This is a genomic window from Pseudomonas sp. BP6, assembly GCF_017875935.1.
Lineage (GTDB): Bacteria > Pseudomonadota > Gammaproteobacteria > Pseudomonadales > Pseudomonadaceae > Aquipseudomonas > Aquipseudomonas putida_Y.
Genome location: NZ_JAGINI010000001.1, coordinates 4871351 through 4889180, shown reverse-complemented (window position 1 = coordinate 4889180; position 17830 = coordinate 4871351). Strand labels below are relative to the sequence as shown.

The 17830-nt window shown below is 60.9% G+C and carries 15 protein-coding genes and 1 tRNA gene; 7 read left to right on the top strand and 9 right to left on the bottom strand.

Annotated elements, in window-relative coordinates; translation table 11 throughout:
- Window positions 1–78 precede the first annotated feature (78 nt).
- From J3A98_RS22235 to J3A98_RS22220, 4 genes are read left to right on the top strand one after another with little or no spacing between them, the layout of a single operon-like run.
- Window positions 79–315: a helix-turn-helix transcriptional regulator gene (locus tag J3A98_RS22235; RefSeq protein WP_209968419.1), complete on the top strand. Its 237-nt coding sequence runs from the start codon at window positions 79–81 to the stop codon at window positions 313–315.
- Window positions 316–336: 21 nt separating this feature from the next.
- Window positions 337–855, top strand: coding sequence for a WYL domain-containing protein (locus J3A98_RS22230; RefSeq protein WP_209968417.1), 519 nt, complete (start codon window positions 337–339; stop codon window positions 853–855).
- A gap of 5 nt (window positions 856–860) precedes the next feature.
- Window positions 861–1913: a tyrosine-type recombinase/integrase gene (locus tag J3A98_RS22225; RefSeq protein ID WP_209968414.1), complete on the top strand. Its 1053-nt coding sequence runs from the start codon at window positions 861–863 to the stop codon at window positions 1911–1913.
- Window positions 1910–2113, top strand: coding sequence for a hypothetical protein (locus J3A98_RS22220; protein ID WP_209968411.1), 204 nt, complete (start codon window positions 1910–1912; stop codon window positions 2111–2113). Before J3A98_RS22225 ends, J3A98_RS22220 begins: the two co-directional genes overlap by 4 nt.
- Before the next feature lie 90 nt (window positions 2114–2203).
- Here the strand turns inward: J3A98_RS22220 and J3A98_RS22215 are convergent.
- The 5 genes from J3A98_RS22215 to rpsU all read right to left on the bottom strand — a co-directional run bounded on the left by J3A98_RS22215 (window position 2204) and on the right by rpsU (window position 10585).
- Window positions 2204–2280, bottom strand: a tRNA-Ile gene (locus J3A98_RS22215).
- Between the two features lie 16 nt (window positions 2281–2296).
- Window positions 2297–6040 carry a bifunctional diguanylate cyclase/phosphodiesterase gene (locus J3A98_RS22210; protein ID WP_209968407.1) on the bottom strand — a complete coding sequence of 1248 codons (3744 nt, stop codon included), beginning with the start codon at window positions 6038–6040 and terminating at the stop codon, window positions 2297–2299.
- A 127-nt stretch (window positions 6041–6167) separates the two neighbouring features.
- Window positions 6168–8018 (bottom strand): RNA polymerase sigma factor RpoD, encoded by a 1851-nt coding sequence (gene rpoD, locus J3A98_RS22205; protein ID WP_021782703.1) that lies wholly within the window; start codon window positions 8016–8018, stop codon window positions 6168–6170.
- A gap of 67 nt (window positions 8019–8085) precedes the next feature.
- Window positions 8086–10068, bottom strand: coding sequence for a DNA primase (gene dnaG, locus J3A98_RS22200; protein ID WP_209968404.1), 1983 nt, complete (start codon window positions 10066–10068; stop codon window positions 8086–8088).
- Window positions 10069–10369: 301 nt separating this feature from the next.
- Window positions 10370–10585, bottom strand: coding sequence for a 30S ribosomal protein S21 (gene rpsU / locus J3A98_RS22195; protein ID WP_003255575.1), 216 nt, complete (start codon window positions 10583–10585; stop codon window positions 10370–10372).
- A gap of 204 nt (window positions 10586–10789) precedes the next feature.
- Between rpsU and tsaD the strand changes: the two genes are divergently transcribed.
- Window positions 10790–11815 carry a tRNA (adenosine(37)-N6)-threonylcarbamoyltransferase complex transferase subunit TsaD gene (gene tsaD, locus J3A98_RS22190; protein WP_209968401.1) on the top strand — a complete coding sequence of 342 codons (1026 nt, stop codon included), beginning with the start codon at window positions 10790–10792 and terminating at the stop codon, window positions 11813–11815.
- 17 nt (window positions 11816–11832) lie between these two features.
- On the opposite strand, the gene plsY is transcribed toward tsaD, so the two are convergent.
- Complete coding sequence (gene plsY / locus J3A98_RS22185; RefSeq protein ID WP_014589441.1) at window positions 11833–12402, bottom strand: glycerol-3-phosphate 1-O-acyltransferase PlsY; 570 nt, start codon at window positions 12400–12402, stop codon at window positions 11833–11835.
- A 74-nt stretch (window positions 12403–12476) separates the two neighbouring features.
- On the opposite strand from plsY, the gene folB reads away from it, so the two are divergent.
- Window positions 12477–12833, top strand: a complete 357-nt coding sequence (gene folB / locus J3A98_RS22180; RefSeq protein WP_176683508.1) for a dihydroneopterin aldolase — start codon at window positions 12477–12479, stop codon at window positions 12831–12833.
- Window positions 12824–13333 (top strand): 2-amino-4-hydroxy-6-hydroxymethyldihydropteridine diphosphokinase, encoded by a 510-nt coding sequence (folK, locus tag J3A98_RS22175; RefSeq protein WP_209968398.1) that lies wholly within the window; start codon window positions 12824–12826, stop codon window positions 13331–13333. The genes folB and folK overlap by 10 nt, the downstream gene beginning before the upstream one ends.
- 487 nt (window positions 13334–13820) lie before the next feature.
- On the opposite strand, the gene J3A98_RS22170 is transcribed toward folK, so the two are convergent.
- Genes J3A98_RS22170 through J3A98_RS22160 form a run of 3 tightly spaced genes read right to left on the bottom strand, consistent with a single transcriptional unit; the run spans window position 13821 to window position 17819 of the window.
- On the bottom strand, window positions 13821–14927 hold the full coding sequence (locus tag J3A98_RS22170) for a multifunctional CCA addition/repair protein (RefSeq protein ID WP_209968395.1): 1107 nt from the start codon (window positions 14925–14927) through the stop codon (window positions 13821–13823).
- 55 nt (window positions 14928–14982) lie between these two features.
- Window positions 14983–16551: a SpoVR family protein gene (locus tag J3A98_RS22165; protein WP_209968390.1), complete on the bottom strand. Its 1569-nt coding sequence runs from the start codon at window positions 16549–16551 to the stop codon at window positions 14983–14985.
- Window positions 16548–17819, bottom strand: a complete 1272-nt coding sequence (locus J3A98_RS22160) for a YeaH/YhbH family protein (protein ID WP_176683504.1) — start codon at window positions 17817–17819, stop codon at window positions 16548–16550. Before J3A98_RS22160 ends, J3A98_RS22165 begins: the two co-directional genes overlap by 4 nt.
- Window positions 17820–17830 lie beyond the last annotated feature (11 nt).

Here is a 17830-nt window from a genome sequence, read left to right as displayed (position 1 = left end):
TCTTGGCAAATATTGGGGCTAAATGTTCCTTGCGAGGAACATTGTTGTTCCGTGCAAGGAACAAGTCAAGAGGACGCGATGGATTTTCCAACCAAGCTGAAAGCAATCCGAAAAGCTGAAGGGCTGACGCAACGTGAGTTCTGCGAGGTGCTTGAGTTCAGCGAAAGCACCTTCCGCAAGTACGAGGCCGGCATCATCGAGCTGGGGGCACCGGCGTTGATCAAAATCTCCAACCACCCACGCTTCAAGAAATACACGCTGTGGCTTATGACCGGTGATACGGCACCAGAAGGCGGCCAAGTCAGCCCGAACTGAGGCATCTACAAGGAACGTTCTATGAGCAAGGAATATCCGTCGTTCGCAAAGCCGATGCTCGGTGTAGCAATCATTGACCTGATGATGCTGTGGTACTTCGATTGGGCTGGATGGGCATGGGTTGCAGCGGCAGTGCTAGCCGTGATGGTTTTGATGGGGTGGTTTAAGGAGGCTCTGGCGGTTCACCGCGAAGGGGAGGTGCAGTCGCCAGGCTCGTCCCGTTATAGCTCGCCAAGCGACGTTTCGTCGGTCTTAGAAAATGATGACGTGACGGATGGCGGGCAGGTTCTGTGGCAGGGGCAGCGTCAGATTAGATTTGCCTACCAAAGCTCAGACACCGGTGATTCAGATCGTGAGGTCACTGTTCAACGGGTCGTCTCAAAGGGGCGTGGGAACAGCAGTACCTATTTCAAGGGCTACTGCCACATGCGACGGGAGCCGCGTACCTTCAGGGTTGATCGCATCCAGGGGAAAGTCACGGATACCTCTACCGGTGAGATGGCCACGTTCCGGCAACTGTTTGAGCTGAGTGCTCGGTAGTCCCTATGTCTATCAAGAAACAGGACGATGGACAGTGGCTTGTTGACTGCCGCCCCGAGGGACGGGCCGGACCTCGTATCCGCCGGTTGGTCAAGACGAAGCAAGAGGCCATGCACGTCGAGCGTCGCATCATGGGTGATGGTTCCCGAGGCGAGTTCGAGAAAACTCCCAAGCTGGACGAGCGTCGCCTAAGCCAGTTGATTGATCTCTGGTACAAGCTGCATGGCCAGACCTTGAAGACGGGTGGGCAGCGATTGGCTCTATTGCAGGCCATGGCGGAACGCATGGGCGATCCGAAAGCCCATAAGTTCACTGCGAACCACTTTGCCATCTACAGAGCTGAAAGGGCTGAGGGTAAGCACACGAGAGCTAATCCTGGGCGTGGTCGTAGCAAGACTGATGAAAATCCGAAACCTATAAGTGCCAACATGTTGAACCATGAGTTGGCCTACCTGCGGGCTGTGTTTAACGAATTGGAGCGCTTGGGCGAGTGGAGTGCAGCGAACCCATTGTCGAAGATCCGTAAGCTGAAGTTCGACGAAGCTGAAATGGCATATTTAAGCGTCGAGCAGATCCCGGAGTTGCTGTGTGGGCTGGGTGACGAGACTGCAGATGCACGGCTGATCGCTGAAGTATGTCTGGCTACCGGAGCACGCTGGGGCGAGGCAGAGTCATTGCAGCCTCGCCAGGTGCGCCACGGCTTGGTCCATTACAGCAAGACGAAGTCGAGTAAAAATCGCTCGGTTCCGATCTCCGACGAACTGGAGAAGCGCCTAAACGCTACGCTGCCCTTCAAACCTAGCTATTCCAGATTTGGTGATGTGGTGAAAGAAATTGACCTGGCGCTACCAGATGGTCAATTGACGCACGTTCTTCGACATACCTTCGCCAGCCACTACATGATGAATGGCGGCGACATCCTTACTCTGCAGCGGGTACTTGGTCACGCTACGTTGGCCATGACGCAGAAGTACGCCCATTTCAGCCCAGGACACCTGGCGGAGGTGGTGAAGTTGAATCCATTAGCCAATTTATCAAACGGGAAAAATACGCAATGAGTAAGTTTCTACGCATAACCGATCACGCCGGCAAGGAAACCGTGGTCAACGCGAATTATGTAGTCGCTTTGCAGTTCGACCGACGGGACAACGGGGCGACGCTGCTTGTTGCCCAGGCCAATAGTGAGGGGGCACGAGGGAAAATGCTGCTGGTTGAGGAGGAGGCAAATCGAGTTGAAACGTGGCTGCTCAGCCTGTAGTGGACGTTTTGTGGACGTTTGCAGGTCCTGAGACGTCTTAAAACTGGATGCTTAAAACGACGAAAGCCGCGCAATGCGCGGCTTTCAAGATGGTGGGCCCACACGGACTCGAACCGTGGACCAAAGGATTATGAGTCCTCTGCTCTAACCAACTGAGCTATAGGCCCTCAGTAAGTGGGCGGATTATAACGAGGGTTTCGCACCTGTGCCATCTGAAAGATCCGATAGTGCTATGCGAAGAAACGCGGCTGCGAATTCCTCTGGTGGTAGCGGGAGGCTGACGATGTAGCCCTGGATCTGCTCGCAGCCCTCGGCCGCCAGAAAACGCTGCTGGGCCTGGTTTTCCACGCCTTCGGCAATGATGGTCAACTGCATGCTGCGGCCCAAGGCAATGATCGCCCGGGCGATGGCGGCGTCGTGTGGGTCGTCGGGCAGGCCGCGGATGAACGACTTGTCGATCTTGAGGATGTCCAGCGGCAGGCGCTTGAGGTAGCTGAGCGAGGAATAGCCGGTGCCGAAGTCATCGATGGCTAGCTGTACGCCGAGTTTCTTCAGTTGGTACAGCACGGCCAGGGCCTCTTCTGCCTGGCTCATGATGAAGTTTTCGGTGATTTCCAACTGCAGGTCACCGGCCTTCAGCTGATGGTGCTTGAGCAGTTGTTCGATGCGCCGTGCCAGGTGTGGGTGGCGCAGCTGGGCGCCGGCAAGGTTGATCGACAGCGGGCCGAAGGGTTCGTAGTGCTGCTTCCAGGCCTGCATCTGCCGGCAGGCTTGCTCCAGTACCCAGTCGCCGAGCTGCAGGATGGTGCCGTTCTCTTCCGCCAGGTGGATGAAGTGTTCCGGCGGTACCTCACCAAAGGTCGGGTGGCTCCAGCGGATCAGCGCTTCGGCACCCACCAGGCTCTGGGTCTTCAGGCTGAGCTTGGGCTGGAAGCACAGGCTCATTTCGTTGCGTTCGACGGCCCGGCGCAGTTCATGCTCCAGGGCGATGCGCTCGCTGGCCTGGGCGGTGAGGTCGCGGGTGTAGGCTTCGACGCGGTTACGGCCTTTGGCCTTGGAGCGGTACATGGCGGCGTCGGCGTTGCGGATCAGTGTGGAGACGTCGGTGCCATCCTGTGGGTAAAGACTGATGCCGATGCTGGCGCTGGTGAAAAACTCGTGCTCGCCGGCCTGGAACGGTGCGTTGAAGCAGGCCAGTAGCTTGTTGGCGATAGTGCTGGCGTCACTGGGCTTGTGCAGGCCGGGCAGCAGAATGATGAATTCGTCGCCACCCAGGCGGGCTACGGTGTCAACGTCGCGTACCTGCTCTTTCAGGCGCTGGGCGATGCCCTTGAGCAGCAGGTCGCCGACCGGGTGGCCAAGGCTGTCGTTGATGTGCTTGAAGCGGTCGAGGTCCAGGAACAGCACTGCGCCCTGGCGGTTGGAGACCTGCGCGCAGGTGAGTACGCCCTGCAGCCGGTTTTCGAACAAGGTGCGGTTGGGCAGGCCGGTCAGCGGGTCGTGGTGGGCCTGATAGTCGAGTTTGGCCTGGGCGTGCTTGATGCTGGAGATGTCTGCAAAAACCGCCACGAAGTGAGTGATCTCGCGGTCGCTGTTGCGCACGGCACTGATGGTCAGCCAGCTTGGGTAAAGTTCGCCGTTCTTGCGCTTGTTGTAGATTTCGCCCTGCCAGTGGCCCTCGTCGGTAAGCTGGTGCCACATGGCCAGATAGAAAGCGCTGTCGTGCTGGCCAGAGGCGAGCAGGCGCGGGGTCTGGCCGAGGGCTTCAATCTCGCTGTAGCCGGTGATTTCACTGAAGGCGCGGTTGACGGCACTGATGCGCTGGTCAATGTCGGTGATCAGCACGCCTTCGGCAGTGTTCTCGAACACGGTGGCGGCCAGTTGCAGCTTTTCTTGCATCAGGTGACGCTCGGTGATGTCGCGGGCGATGGTCAGCATGCAGTCAACGCCGGTAATCGGCAGGGGCCGGGCGGACAGCTCGCAAAGGCGGATCTGCCCGTCGCTGCGGCGGATATGGCAGGTGAAGTCGCGCACGAAGCCGTCGCGGTTGAGCTGGTCGACCAGGCGTTTGCGCTCGTTGAGGTCGACCCAGATGCCCAGGTCCAGCGAGGTCTGGTCGATGGTTGGGTTGAGGGCGTAGCCGGTGAGGCGGCAGAAGCCCTCGTTCACCTCCAGCAGCAACCCGTCGCTCTGGCGCGACAGCAGCAGGCCGTCGGGCGAGGCGTGGAAGGCCTTTGCGAACTTTTCTTCTGAAGTTTGCAGCTGCTGCTGGGTCTCCTTCAGCTGGCTGATGTCGCGTACTGCCACAACCAGCGCGGGCGTGCCGTCCAGTTCGAAGGTTTCGGCCGAAGTCAGGCCGGTGAACAGTTGGCCGTTGCTGCGGCGGAAGCTCATTTCCAGGTTGCGGATACCACCTTGGTGCAACCTTTCAAGCAGGAGCGGGCCACTGCCCTCTACGCCCCAAAGGCCAAGGTCGGTGGCGGAGCGGCCAATGACCTGGTCTGGCGGCAGGCCGATCTGCTCTTCAAACGCCTCGTTCACCTCCAGCAGGCAGCCATCGCTGTGGCGCGCGATCAGCAAGATATCGGGGCACTGCTGGAATACCGAGGCGAACTTCTGTTCGGACAGGCGCAGGGCGTCCTCAGTGCGCTTGGTTTCGCTGATGTCGATCATCAGCCCGCGCATCACGGGCTGGTGGCCGTGTTCGATCATGCTGACGATGTTGCGTACCCAGAGGGGCTGGCCATCAGCCCGGATCACCCGGTAGTCCAGGCTGTGGTCCCGCCCCGCTGCGGTCTCGCTGTCGCAGTAGGCCTGGGCCCAGAGCGCGTCCTCCGGGTGCAGGATGCTGCGCCAGAAACCGGGCCTGAGCCAGTCACTCAATGGGTAGCCGAGCAGGTCCTCGGCATGGGGGGAAACGTAGCTGTAGGTGAAGTCGTTGGCATCGGCTTCCCAGGCGATGGCTGACAGGCTCTCGACTAGGCCGCGATAGTGGTATTCGCTGCTGCGCAGCTCTTGCTCCAGGGCGATGCGCCGGGAAATTTCCGAGCTGAGCCGGCGGTTGATGCGAATGACCGCTGCCAGTACAGCCATCAGCAACAGCACCGCTGGCAGGCCATACACCAGCATGTCGGACCAGAACATCCGCTGGTCGACCACATTGCCTACCCAGTGCTGCTGGATCTGGCTGATTTCGCTGCTGCTCATGTCGGCCATCACTTTATCGAGAATGCCGACCAGCACGCTCTTGTCGCGGGGGACGGCCATCGCCAGCTGATAACGGTAGGGCGTTTCGCCGCTGACGTAGAGGCCTTCGAGCTTGAGTTGGCGCAGGCTCCAGATACTGGAAGCGAGGTCGCCGACCACGGCATCCACCTGGTCGGTGGCCAGGGCTTGCAGCGTGGAGCTGACGTTTGGCAGGGCAACCAGGTTGAGGTCCGGGTGGTGGGTGCGCAGCAACTCGTGCGGGGCGTAGTTTTCTACCACGGCGATTTTCAGGCCGTACAGGTCAGCCAGCTTTCGCGGTTGTGCGCCGCCTTTGTGCGCGAGGATGACAATGGGGAAGTCGAGGTACGGGCGAGTGAAGGCCAGGAAGCCCTGGCGTTCCGGGGTGGACATGATGCCGGGCAGCAGGTCGATACGGCTTTCCCGCGCCTGCGCCAGCACCTCGGTCCAGCTGCTGGGTTCGACCGGTTTGAACGTCACACCCAGGCGCTGCTGGATCATGGCGATGTAGTCGGCGGCCAATCCCTGGTAACGGCCCTCCTGGTCGCGAAACTCGAACGGTGGCCAAGAGGCGTCTACGCCCAGGTTGAGCTGCGGGTGGGCAGCCAGCCAGGTTTTCTCCTCATCTGTCAGGGTCAGGGCGCCGGCCGTTGTGTTCCACAGAATCAGGATCAGCAACAGAATGGCCGGCTTCAGGGACATGGCAGCCTCGCACTCAGGTGGTCTGAAGTCGAGTGTAGACGGGCATTGCTGCAGGCGTGCAACGGAAGGGGGGCTTTATGTGGCGGGCCACTAAAGAAAAACCCCGGCCTGGGCCGGGGTTTTGTCATCACTCGTCGAGGAAGGAGCGCAGGTGCTCGCTGCGAGTCGGGTGGCGCAGTTTGCGCAACGCCTTCGCTTCGATCTGACGGATCCGCTCACGCGTTACGTCAAACTGCTTGCCCACCTCTTCGAGGGTGTGGTCGGTGTTCATGTCGATACCGAAACGCATGCGCAGCACCTTGGCTTCGCGTGCAGTCAGGCCCGAGAGCACGTCACGGGTGGCTTCCTTGAGGCTTTCGACCGTGGCTACATCGATCGGGGACTGCATGGTGGAGTCCTCGATGAAGTCGCCCAGGTGCGAATCTTCGTCGTCACCGATCGGGGTTTCCATGGAGATCGGCTCTTTGGCGATCTTCAGTACCTTGCGGATCTTGTCCTCAGGCATTTCCATGCGCTCGCCCAGCTCTTCCGGCGTCGGTTCACGACCCATTTCCTGCAGCATCTGGCGGGAAATACGGTTGAGCTTGTTGATCGTCTCGATCATGTGCACCGGAATCCGGATGGTGCGTGCCTGGTCGGCGATCGAACGGGTGATCGCCTGACGGATCCACCAGGTGGCATAGGTCGAGAACTTGTAGCCGCGACGGTATTCGAACTTGTCCACCGCTTTCATCAAGCCGATGTTGCCTTCCTGGATCAGGTCGAGGAACTGCAGGCCACGGTTGGTGTACTTCTTGGCGATGGAAATCACCAGACGCAGGTTCGCCTCGACCATTTCTTTCTTGGCGCGGCGGGCCTTGGCTTCACCGATCGACATGCGACGGTTGATTTCCTTGATCTCGGCAACGGTCAGGCCGGTTTCGGTCTCAAGGTCGATCAGCTTCTGCTGGCAAGCGACGATGGCAGCGTTCTTTTCACCCAGGGCGGCTGCCCACTTGGTGTTACGCTTGGCCAGGTCACCGCTCCAGGTCTGGTCGGTTTCGTTGCTCGGGAACATGCGCAGGAAGTCGGCTCGCGGCATGCGGGCGTCACGTACGCACAGCTGCATGATGGCGCGTTCTTGCTGTCGCAGACGGCTCAGGGCGTCACGTACACGCTCGACCAGTACCTCGAACTGCTTCGGTACCAGCTTGATCGGCATGAACAGGTCGGCCAGGGCCTGCAGGGCCTCGATGCTTTCCTTGTGGCTACGACCATTTTTCTTCAGGACCTTGGAGGTTACCTGAAGCTGATCGGATACCGCACCGAAGCGCTGGGCCGCGACTACCGGGTCCGGGCCGCTCTCGGCCTCTTCCTCGTCGTCACCGCTTTCGGATTCTTCTTCGTCGTCGTCGGACTCTTCCTTCGCCGCAGCGGCCTTGGCGCCCGGGATCGGCACTTCTTCGGTTGGCGCGGCAATGTTGTCGTCAGGGTCGATGTAACCGCTGAGAACGTCCGACAGGCGGCCACCCTCGGTGGTGACGCGGTCATATTCGCCGAGAATGTAGTCGACAGTGCCCGGGAAGTGGGCGATGGCGCCCATGACTTCACGAATGCCTTCCTCGATACGCTTGGCGATTTCGATCTCGCCTTCGCGGGTCAGCAGCTCGACAGTACCCATTTCGCGCATATACATGCGCACCGGGTCGGTCGTGCGGCCGATATCGGTTTCAACTGCCGCCAACGCAGCAGCGGCTTCTTCGGCCGCGGCTTCATCGGTGTCGGCTTCCGCCAACAGAAGGGCATCCGCATCCGGAGCACTCTCGAATACGTTGATCCCCATGTCGTTGATCATGCGGATGATGTCTTCCACCTGTTCCGGATCTGAAATATCCTCAGGCAGGTGGTCGTTGACCTCCGCGTAAGTCAGGTAGCCCTGCTCACGACCGCGGGTGATCAACTCTTTGATACGAGACTGCTGTTGCGCTTTTCCGGACATAACACCCTATCCACTGAAGGTCTTGGCGGGCAAAAAACAAGCCGAGGATTATACCCGAGCATGGGCCTCACGCGCCAGATGAGGTCGGCGTTTGTGCGGGAACATTTCGGCTCAGCAGGGCGAGGAGCTGGGTTTTTTCCTCGCTGGTCAATTCGCTTTGACGTGATTTCCTGAGCAATTGTTCCAAGCTGCGCTCGCGTTGGCGGGCGGACAAGCTAGTTATGGTGTCGAAAAACTGTTGTTCAAGGTTGTCGGCCACGATAAGCCATTCCTTTTCCGCCAGGGCCCGCAGCAGGCGGCCCTGTTCGGTGCCATGCCAGCGTGCGATCAACTGCATTGAGCTTAGCCCAGGATTTTTCTGCGCGGCTTCGATCAGTGCAACCAGCAGCTGGCTGTACAGGTGTTCTTCGTCGGCGAAGTGGCTGGCATCCTCCACCTTGCCGGCCAGCAGCGGATGGTGCAGCAGGGTTCGCAGGGCGGCCAGGGTGGGCGGCTCGACCGGTGCTGGCACGCGGGGAGGTGCTTCGTCGCGTTGCTGCCAGGGCTTGCCGCCCTTGCGGTTCTTGTCCCAGGGCTTGTCGCTCCACGGCTTCTTGCTGCCACCCTTGTTGGGTTTCCACGCCTGCTCCTGATGAACGGGGGCAAAGTCGTGCTGCGGCATGTCGCCGTAGTCGGGGGTGTAGCTGGCCATGGCATCGTAGTCGTAGCCAGGGTCGTAGTCCGGCACGCTGCTGCCCGTCGGGGCGTGTTGCGCCAACTGCTCGACCTGCTGCGGGTCGAGGCCGGTGATTTCCCTCAGGCGGTTGCGCATTAGCTGGCGCAGGTTGGCGCCGGGGATTTTTTCGATCAGCGGTGCGGCCAAGGTCGCCATATGCGCCTTGCCTTCCAGTGAGCGCGGGTCGGCTTCGACGCCAAGTTGCTCGAAGAAGTAGTCGGCCAGCGGTTGGGCGTGCTGGTTGATGCGGGCCATGAAGGCGTCGGTACCTTCGGCGCGCACCAGGCTGTCCGGGTCTTCGCCTTCGGGCAGGAACAGGAAGCGCGCGCGACGGCCGTCCTGCAGGTTCGACAATGTCGATTCCAGTGCGCGCCAGGCGGCCTTGCGCCCGGCCTGGTCGCCGTCAAAACAGAACAGCACGCTGGGCACCACGCGGAACAGGCGCTTCAGGTGCTCTTCGCTGGTGGCGGTGCCAAGGGTGGCCACGGCATTGCGCAGGCCTTGCTGGGCCAGGGCAATGACGTCCATGTAGCCCTCGACGACGATGATCTCGTCGAGGTTGCGGTTGTGCTTGCGTGCCTCGTACAGCCCGTACAGCTCCTGCCCCTTGTGGAACACCGGGGTTTCCGGGGAGTTCAGGTACTTGGGCTTGTCGTCGCCGAGCACCCGGCCACCGAAGGCGATGATGCGCCCGCGGCTGTCACGTATCGGGAACATCACCCGGTCGCGGAAGCGGTCGTAGCGCTTGCCGCTCTCGGCGTTTTCGATCAGCAGGCCGGCATCGATCATCACCTTCTGCTGCAAGGTGTCGGCACCCAGGTGCTTGAGCAGGTTGTCCCAGCCGGGCGGGGCAAAGCCCAGGCCGAAGTCGCGGGCAATTTCCCCGGACAGGCCGCGGCCCTTGAGGTAGTCCACCGCTGCCTTGCGGGACGGGTGGCTGCGCAGGGCCTGGCGGTAGAACTCCGAGGCGGCGTCCAGTAGCGGATACAGCGGCGAGTCCGTCGGCTGGCGCGGCTTCTGGTCGCGGCGGCCTTGCTCGCGGGGCACTTCCATGCCCGCGGCGCGGGCCAGTTCCTCGACGGCCTGGGGGAAGTCCAGGTTGTCGTGGTCCATGACAAAGCCCAAGGCGTTGCCACCGGCGCCACAACCGAAGCAGTAGTAGAACTGCTTGTCGGGGCTGACCGTGAAGGACGGGGTTTTTTCTTTGTGGAACGGGCAGCAGGCGGAGTAGTTCTTGCCGGTTTTTTTCAGCTGGACGCGCGAACTCACCACGTCGACGATGTCGAGGCGGTTGATCAGGTCGTCAATGAAACTCTGGGGAATCAGCCCGGCCATGGCAGTCTCGTCATCTGGCAACTGGCAAGTCTAATCGCTCACGCGCCGAATGGGGCGAGTGCTGCTTGGGGAAGTGCGAGGGAATGTGCTCGTCGCCAGCCCCTAAGGGCTCGTCAGTCGGACGTGCACGTCTGGTCATACAGCAAGGAGGACCAGCTCTGACGTTTCAGGCAGGTTGCCCATGTGCAGTCCGCATGAAGCTTGTGCAGGGCCTTGAGCTAGCTGCTCAAGTTTGAAGCGACCACTGCCATCGCCCGGGGGTTAGCCGGGCAGGGCAGAAGCTTTGCGTTGAACGCCTGTATTAGTACAGACGAACGGCGCGGCGCTGTTCGCGCTGAACTTTCTTGGCGTGACGCTTAACAGCAGCAGCTGCTTTGCGCTTACGCTCTGCGGTCGGCTTCTCGTAAAACTCGCGGCTACGAACTTCAGCCAGTACACCGGCTTTTTCGCAGGAGCGCTTGAAACGACGCAGAGCTACGTCGAAGGGTTCGTTCTCTTTAACTTTGACGGCTGGCATCCAGGGCTACCTTAATTCATTACCGGGGTAGACGTGCTCCTGGCAAAACAAAGGTGTGCTGGAGAACGTCGGTTTTCAAGGGTTGCGGATGTTAACCCTTAGCAAGCCGGAATGCAAAGCCTCTGATCGAAAACCGCTGGTCGGCACCCGACACGGGGACTATCATGCGCGGCTTCGAATTCAGCCCCCACAAGGGACGAGCCCATGCTAGTACTGGGATTGGAAACATCCTGCGACGAAACTGGCGTCGCATTATACGACAGTGAACGCGGTTTGTTGGCCGACGCACTGTTCAGCCAGATCGACCTGCACCGCGCCTTCGGTGGCGTGGTGCCTGAGCTTGCCTCGCGTGATCACGTCAAGCGCATGCTGCCGCTCATCCGCCAGGTGCTGGACGAGGCAGGTTGCGTTGCCACCGAAATCGACGCCATCGCCTACACCGCGGGCCCCGGCCTGGTCGGCGCCTTGCTGGTGGGCGCTTCCTGCGCCCAGGCGCTGGCCTTTGCCTGGGACATCCCGGCGATCGGTGTGCACCACATGGAAGGCCACCTGCTGGCGCCCATGCTGGAAGAAAACCCGCCGGAGTTTCCGTTCGTCGCTTTGTTGGTTTCCGGTGGCCATACCCAGCTGGTCCGGGTCGATGGCATCGGTCAATACGAACTGTTGGGCGAGAGCCTGGACGATGCTGCCGGTGAAGCGTTCGACAAGACCGCCAAGCTGATCGGCCTCAATTATCCCGGTGGTCCGGAAATCGCGCGTCTGGCCGAACAAGGTGTGGCCGGGCGCTTCGTGTTCCCACGGCCAATGACCGATCGGCCAGGCCTGGAATTCAGCTTCAGTGGCCTCAAGACCTTCGCCCTGAACACCTGGCAGCAATGCAAGAATGCTGGCGACGACAGTGAGCAAACCCGTTGCGACCTGTCTCTGGCATTCCAGCAGGCGGTGGTGGAGACTTTGACCATCAAGTGCAAGCGGGCGCTCAAGCAGACCGGCCTAAAGCGCCTGGTCATCGCGGGTGGCGTGAGTGCCAACAAGGCCCTGCGCGCGTCCCTGGAGGACATGCTCGGTAGCATCAAGGGCAACGTGTACTACGCGCGCCCGCAATTCTGTACCGACAATGGTGCGATGATCGCCTATGCCGGTTGCCAGCGCCTGTTGGCCGGGCAGCAGCAAGACCTGGGGATCAGCGTGCAGGCACGCTGGCCGATGGAGCAGTTGCCGCCGCTGTAAGGTAGGGCGTCGAAGGTTCAGAAGTGGCGTTCGCGCCCTGCAAACAAGTCGCGCAGGTTGTTGCGGTGGCGCCACACGATCATCACTGTCAGTACGCTGATCGGTAGCAGGGCCTCCGGCTCGCGCCAGGCCAGCAACGGCAAGGTGAGTGGCGTGGCAATCAGTGCCGCCAGTGAGCTGGTGCGCGTGAGGTAGAAGGTCAGCAGCCAGGCGCCGATGGCCAGCAGCGCTGCCGGGAAATACAGGCCCATGAGCATGCCGGCTGCTGTCGCCACGCCCTTGCCGCCCTTGAAACGGAAGTACAGGGGGAACAGATGGCCCAGCACCGCGCATATGCCCACCCAGGCCTGCGCGTGCAGGTCCAGCCCGGCAGCGCGGGCGAGCAATACCGGCAAAAGGCCCTTGCACAGGTCGCCTAGCAGGGTCAGGATCGCCAGTTTACGGCCTGCCAGGCGTAGCATGTTGGTGGCGCCGGCATTGCCTGAACCGCTGGAACGCGGGTCCGGGCTGCCCGAGAGGCGGCTGAGAACAATGGCGAAGGACAGCGAGCCGAGCAGGTAGGCGAGCAACGCCAGTAACCAAAACATGCTAACTATTCCGGGCGAGGACGCCCTGATTCTAACGGCGCCAGTCGCCCTTGTCGTGCTGTGGAGAGAAGTGCTTGGACAGAGTGTTCATCGAAGGCCTGGAAGTCGATACCGTCATCGGTGCCTATGACTGGGAGCGGGATATTCGCCAGTGCTTGCGCCTGGACCTGAGCTTTGCCTGGGACAACCGCCCGGCTGCCGCCGGAGACGACCTGAACCTGGCGCTGGACTATGCCAGTGTGTCGGCGCGCATCCAGGCGTTTGCCGAACAGGCCCGTTTCGAGCTGGTTGAGACATTTGCCGAGCGCCTGGTGGCAACCCTGATGGACGAGTTCCACATCCCCTGGGTGCGGTTGAAGCTGACCAAGCCGGGCGCGGTGCCGGCGGCCCTTGGTGGTGTAGGCGTGGAGATCGAGCGCGGATGTCTCTGAGCACGGTTTACCTGGGACTGGGCAGCAACATCGACCGTGAGGCGCATTTGTGCGCCGGGCTCGATGCGTTGGCTGGCATCCTGACTGACATGCGCTGTTCGCCGGCCTTCGAAAGCCAGGCGGTGGGCATCAAGAGCGGGCCGTTCATCAACTTCGTGGTGACCGGGCAAACCGCGTTGCCGTTGATCGAGCTGGACCGCCGGCTGAAGTTCATCGAGGCCGACAATGGCCGCTATGCACCGGACCGCAAGGGGTTGCCGCTGGATATCGACGTGCTGATGTATGGCGATTTGCACGGTACCTTCGATGGGCTGGTGCTGCCCCGGGCCGAGATCCTGAAGAACGCCTTTGTGCTGTGGCCGCTGTCGTTGCTGGCGCCCGACCTGGTGCATCCGGGGGTGGGCAAACGGATGGCGCAACTGTGGCAGGAAGCGCAGATCGATCAGGTACTCGCCCCGGTCGCCTTTGAGTGGCGCGGGTTGCAGTTGACGCCCGCTTAAGCCTGTATCGGCCTCTTCGCGGGTAAACCCGCTCCTACAACGGCCTGTGCCCAGCCCTTGATGTGTGCCCCTTGTAGGAGCGGGTTTACCCGCGAATACGGTGGTGGCTGCGACGGTGAACAGCGGGTGGACATTGGCCAGCAGGGCCCGGCCCTTTCGCGGGTGAACCCGCTCCTACAACGGCCTGTGCCCAGCCCTTGATGTGTGCCCCCTGTAGGAGCGGGTTTACCCGCGAATACGGTGGCGGCTGCGACGGTGAACAGCGGGTGGAAATTGGCCAGCAGGCCCGGCCCTTTCGCGGGTGAACCCGCTCCTACAACGGCCTGTGCCCAGCCCTTGATGTGTGCCCCCTGTAGGAGCGGGTTTACCCGCGAATACGGTGGCGGCTGCGACGCTGAACAGCGGGTGGAAATTGGCCAGCAGGCCCGGCCCTTTCGCGGGTGACCCCGCTCCTACAGCGGCTTCAGCCGCGAAGAGGCGGGTATGTCTAGCCGCGCTGGTAAGCCTCGAGCGCTTTCAGCCGCTCACCTTTGAGTGCTTCGCCCAGGGCCTTGCCCGTGAACCCGGCTTGCACCAACGGCTTCACATCCACCGCTCGCGCCGCCGCTGCTGCGCCTCGCAGGTAATCGGCCTGTGGGTAATCCTGCTCGCCATCGCCCAACGCCGCCATCTCGCAAACGACCACAAAATCCTCGAACCGCTGCGGCCGTCGGTAAACATCGAACTTCTGCAACAGATCCAGCAGTATCGTGGCAGGCAGTTCGAGCGCCTGATTGCCCTGCGCCAGGCATTCCCCTGTCAGCATGGCCAGTTCCTGGCACTCACGCGGTGCCTTCAGGCGCTGATTGACGGTTTTGATCGATGTCGGTGCCAACCCGCGCAACAGGCAGGCCCAGCGCACGTGCAGCGGTTGTTCGTGCGCCGCTGCCTGCTCCAGCGCCGACAGTGTCCGGGAGCCGTCATCAAGCTCAGGCAGCAGCTCCTGCAGGGCCCCGCACGCGCTCATTATCTTGAAGAACACCTGCGGTTGCGCTTCCATCAGCGCGCGCTCGATTTCCTTCCAGCTGCGCTCGGCAGTGAGTGCCTGTAGTTCTCCCGAGGCGCTGATCTGGCGCATCAGCGCCAAGGTGTCATCGGCAACCCGGAACCCCAAGGGTGCGTAGCGGGCAGCAAAGCGTGCAACACGCAGCACGCGCAATGGATCCTCGGAGAATGCCGGGGAAACATGGCGTAGCAGGCGTTGATCCAGATCTTTCTTGCCTTGGTAGGGGTCGTAGACCGTGCCCGCCTCATCCTCGGCCATCGCATTGATGGTGAGGTCGCGACGGATCAGGTCTTCTTCCAGGGTTACGTCGGGGCTGGCGTGAAAAGTGAACCCGCCGTAGCCTCGCCCGCTCTTGCGCTCGGTGCGCGCCAGGGCGTATTCCTCGCCGGTTTTCGGGTGCAGGAACACCGGGAAATCGGCACCTACCGGCCGATAGCCCTTGGCGAGCATTTCTTCGACGGTGGCGCCCACCACCAGCCAGTCGATATCGCTGACAGGGCGGCCGAGCAGGCGGTCGCGCACGGCGCCGCCAACTTTGTAAATGTGCATGTGCAGCTCTCCATAACTGCCGACAGGATAACCCGTCGGCGGTCATGGGGTTGCATCAGAGGTGGTGGATAACGGCCAGGTCCATGCGGCCGTAGTCGGCGCTTTCGCTATGCTCGCCGCGCGGCGGCATGTGGTGAGTATTCATCACTTGCTCGCCCTGCACGGTCTCCAGGTGGATATCGAAACCCCACAGACGATGCAGGTGCTTGAGCACTTCGTCGGTCGAGTCGCCCAGCGGTTTGCGGTTGTGTTGCTGGTGTCGCAGGGTCAGCGAGCGGTCTCCGCGGCGGTCGACGCTCCAGATCTGCACGTTCGGTTCACGGTTGCCGAGGTTGTACTGCGCTGCCAACTGCTCCCGAATCACCCGGTAACCGGCTTCATCATGGATGGCGGGCACCAGCAGGTCGTCGCGTTGGTCGTCATCGAGGATGCTGAACAGCTTGAGGTCGCGCATCACTTTGGGCGACAGGTACTGCAGGATGAAGCTCTCGTCCTTGAAGCTGCTCATGGCGAACTTGATGGTAGAAAGCCAGTCGCTGCCGGCAATGTCGGGGAACCAGTGGCGATCTTCCTCGGTGGGGTTTTCGCACATGCGGCGGATGTCGGTGTACATCGCAAAGCCCAGCGCGTAGGGGTTGATGCCGCTGTAGTACGGGCTGTCGAAGCCGGGCTGGAACACCACGCTGGTGTGCGACTGCAAGAACTCCATCATGAAGCCTTCGGTAATCAGCCCCTCATCGTACAGGTCGTTCATCAGGGTGTAGTGCCAGAAGGTTGCCCAACCTTCATTCATGACCTGGGTCTGGCGCTGCGGGTAGAAGTACTGGGCGATCTTGCGCACGATGCGCACGACCTCACGTTGCCAGGGTTCAAGCAGCGGGGCGTTCTTCTCGATGAAATACAGGATGTTTTCCTGCGGTTCGGCGGGGAAGCGCCCCTCATCGCGGTCGTTACCCTTTTCGGCGTTTTTCGGAATTGTCCGCCAAAGATCGTTGATCTGACGCTGAAGATGCTCTTCGCGCTCCTGTTGCCGGCGCCGCTCTTCTTCGGCAGAAATAGGATAGGGCCGCTTGTAGCGGTCGACACCGTAGTTCATCAGGGCATGGCAGGAGTCGATCAAGTCCTCCACTGCATCGATACCGTGGCGCTCTTCGCACTGGGCGATGTACTGCTTGGCGAACACCAGATAGTCGATGATCGAGCTCGCGTCAGTCCAGGTGCGGAACAGATAATTGCCTTTGAAAAAACTGTTATGGCCGTAGCAGGCGTGGGCAATCACCAGTGCCTGCATGCACATGGTGTTTTCTTCCATCAGGTAGGCGATACAAGGGTCGGAGTTGATCACGATCTCGTAGGCCAGACCCATTTGGCCGCGGCTATAGGACTTTTCCGTGCTGAGGAACTGCTTGCCGTAGGACCAGTGGTGGTAGCCCAGCGGCATGCCGACCGAGGCGTAGGCGTCCATCATCTGCTCGGCAGTGATTACCTCGATCTGGTTGGGGTAGGTGTCCAGGGCGTAACGCTCGGCCAGACGGCTGATTTCCCGGTCGTAGGTCTGGATCAGCTCGAACGTCCACTCGGACCCGGTGGAAATGGGTTGGCGTCTCTGTGCTCTGGCGGTCATGTGGCTAACCTGCGCTGGAAGAGTTCACGGAAGACCGGGTAGATGTCGCCGGCCGATACCAGCTGCTGTTGGGCGAACGTGTCGGGGAAAGCATCGCCAATACGCTCGTACTCATACCACAGCGCCTGGTGTTCACGGGGGGTGATCTCAACGTAAGTGTAGTACTGCACATGCGGCATGATCTGTTTGGAGAGGATGTCGCGGCAGATGGGCGAGTCGTCGTTCCAGTTGTCACCATCAGAAGCCTGCGCGGCATAAATGTTCCAGTCGCTGGCCGGGTAGCGCTCGGCCATGATTTCCTGCATCAGCTTGAGGGCACTGGAGACGATGGTGCCGCCGGTTTCCCGCGAATAGAAGAATTCTTCTTCGTCGACTTCCCGGGCGCTGGTGTGATGGCGAATGAACACGACTTCGATGCGCTCGTAGTTACGCTTGAGGAACAGGTACAGCAGGATGAAGAAGCGCTTTGCGATGTCCTTGGTGGCCTGGGTCATCGAGCCGGATACGTCCATCAGGCAGAACATCACTGCCTTCGAGCTTGGGTTGGGTTGCTTGACCAGCAGGTTGTACTTGAGGTCGAAGGTGTCGAGGAAGGGCAGGCGGTTGATACGCGCTTTCAGGCGCTCGATTTCCTGTTCGATTTCCTGGATATCGGTGAAATTGTCCGGCTCTTCGACCCGCAGGCGGTTGAGTTCCTTTTGTGCTTCGCGCAGCAGCGCGCGGCTGCTGCCGGTCAGGGCGATACGGCGGGCATGGGCCGAGCGCAGGGTGCGCACGATGTTGATGCGTGACGGGTTGCCTTCGTTGGCGATGCCGGCGCGAACAGTCTTGAAGGTGTCGGCGCCAGTCAGGTGACGTTTGACCAGGTTGGGTAGCTCAAGGTCTTCGAACATGAATTCGAGAAATTCTTCCTGGGTGATCTGGAAGACGAACTCGTCCATGCCTTCGCCGGAATTGCCGGCCTTGCCGCGACCGCCACCACCTCCACCGCCTTGCGGCCGTGGGATGTGTTCACCGGCAGTGAATTCTTTGTTGCCAGGGTGCACGATGGTCTGTTTGCCCCCACGACCATGATGCAAGACCGGTTCGTCGATGTCGCGCCCGGGAATACTGATCTGCTCGCCGTGTTCCATATCCATGATGGAACGGCGGCTCACCGCCTCTTCGACGGCCTTCTTGATATGTTCGCGGTACCGCCGCAGAAAGCGTTGGCGGTTGACCGTGCTCTTGTTCTTGCCGTTCAGGCGTCGGTCTATAACGTAGCTCATGGTCCCTCCGG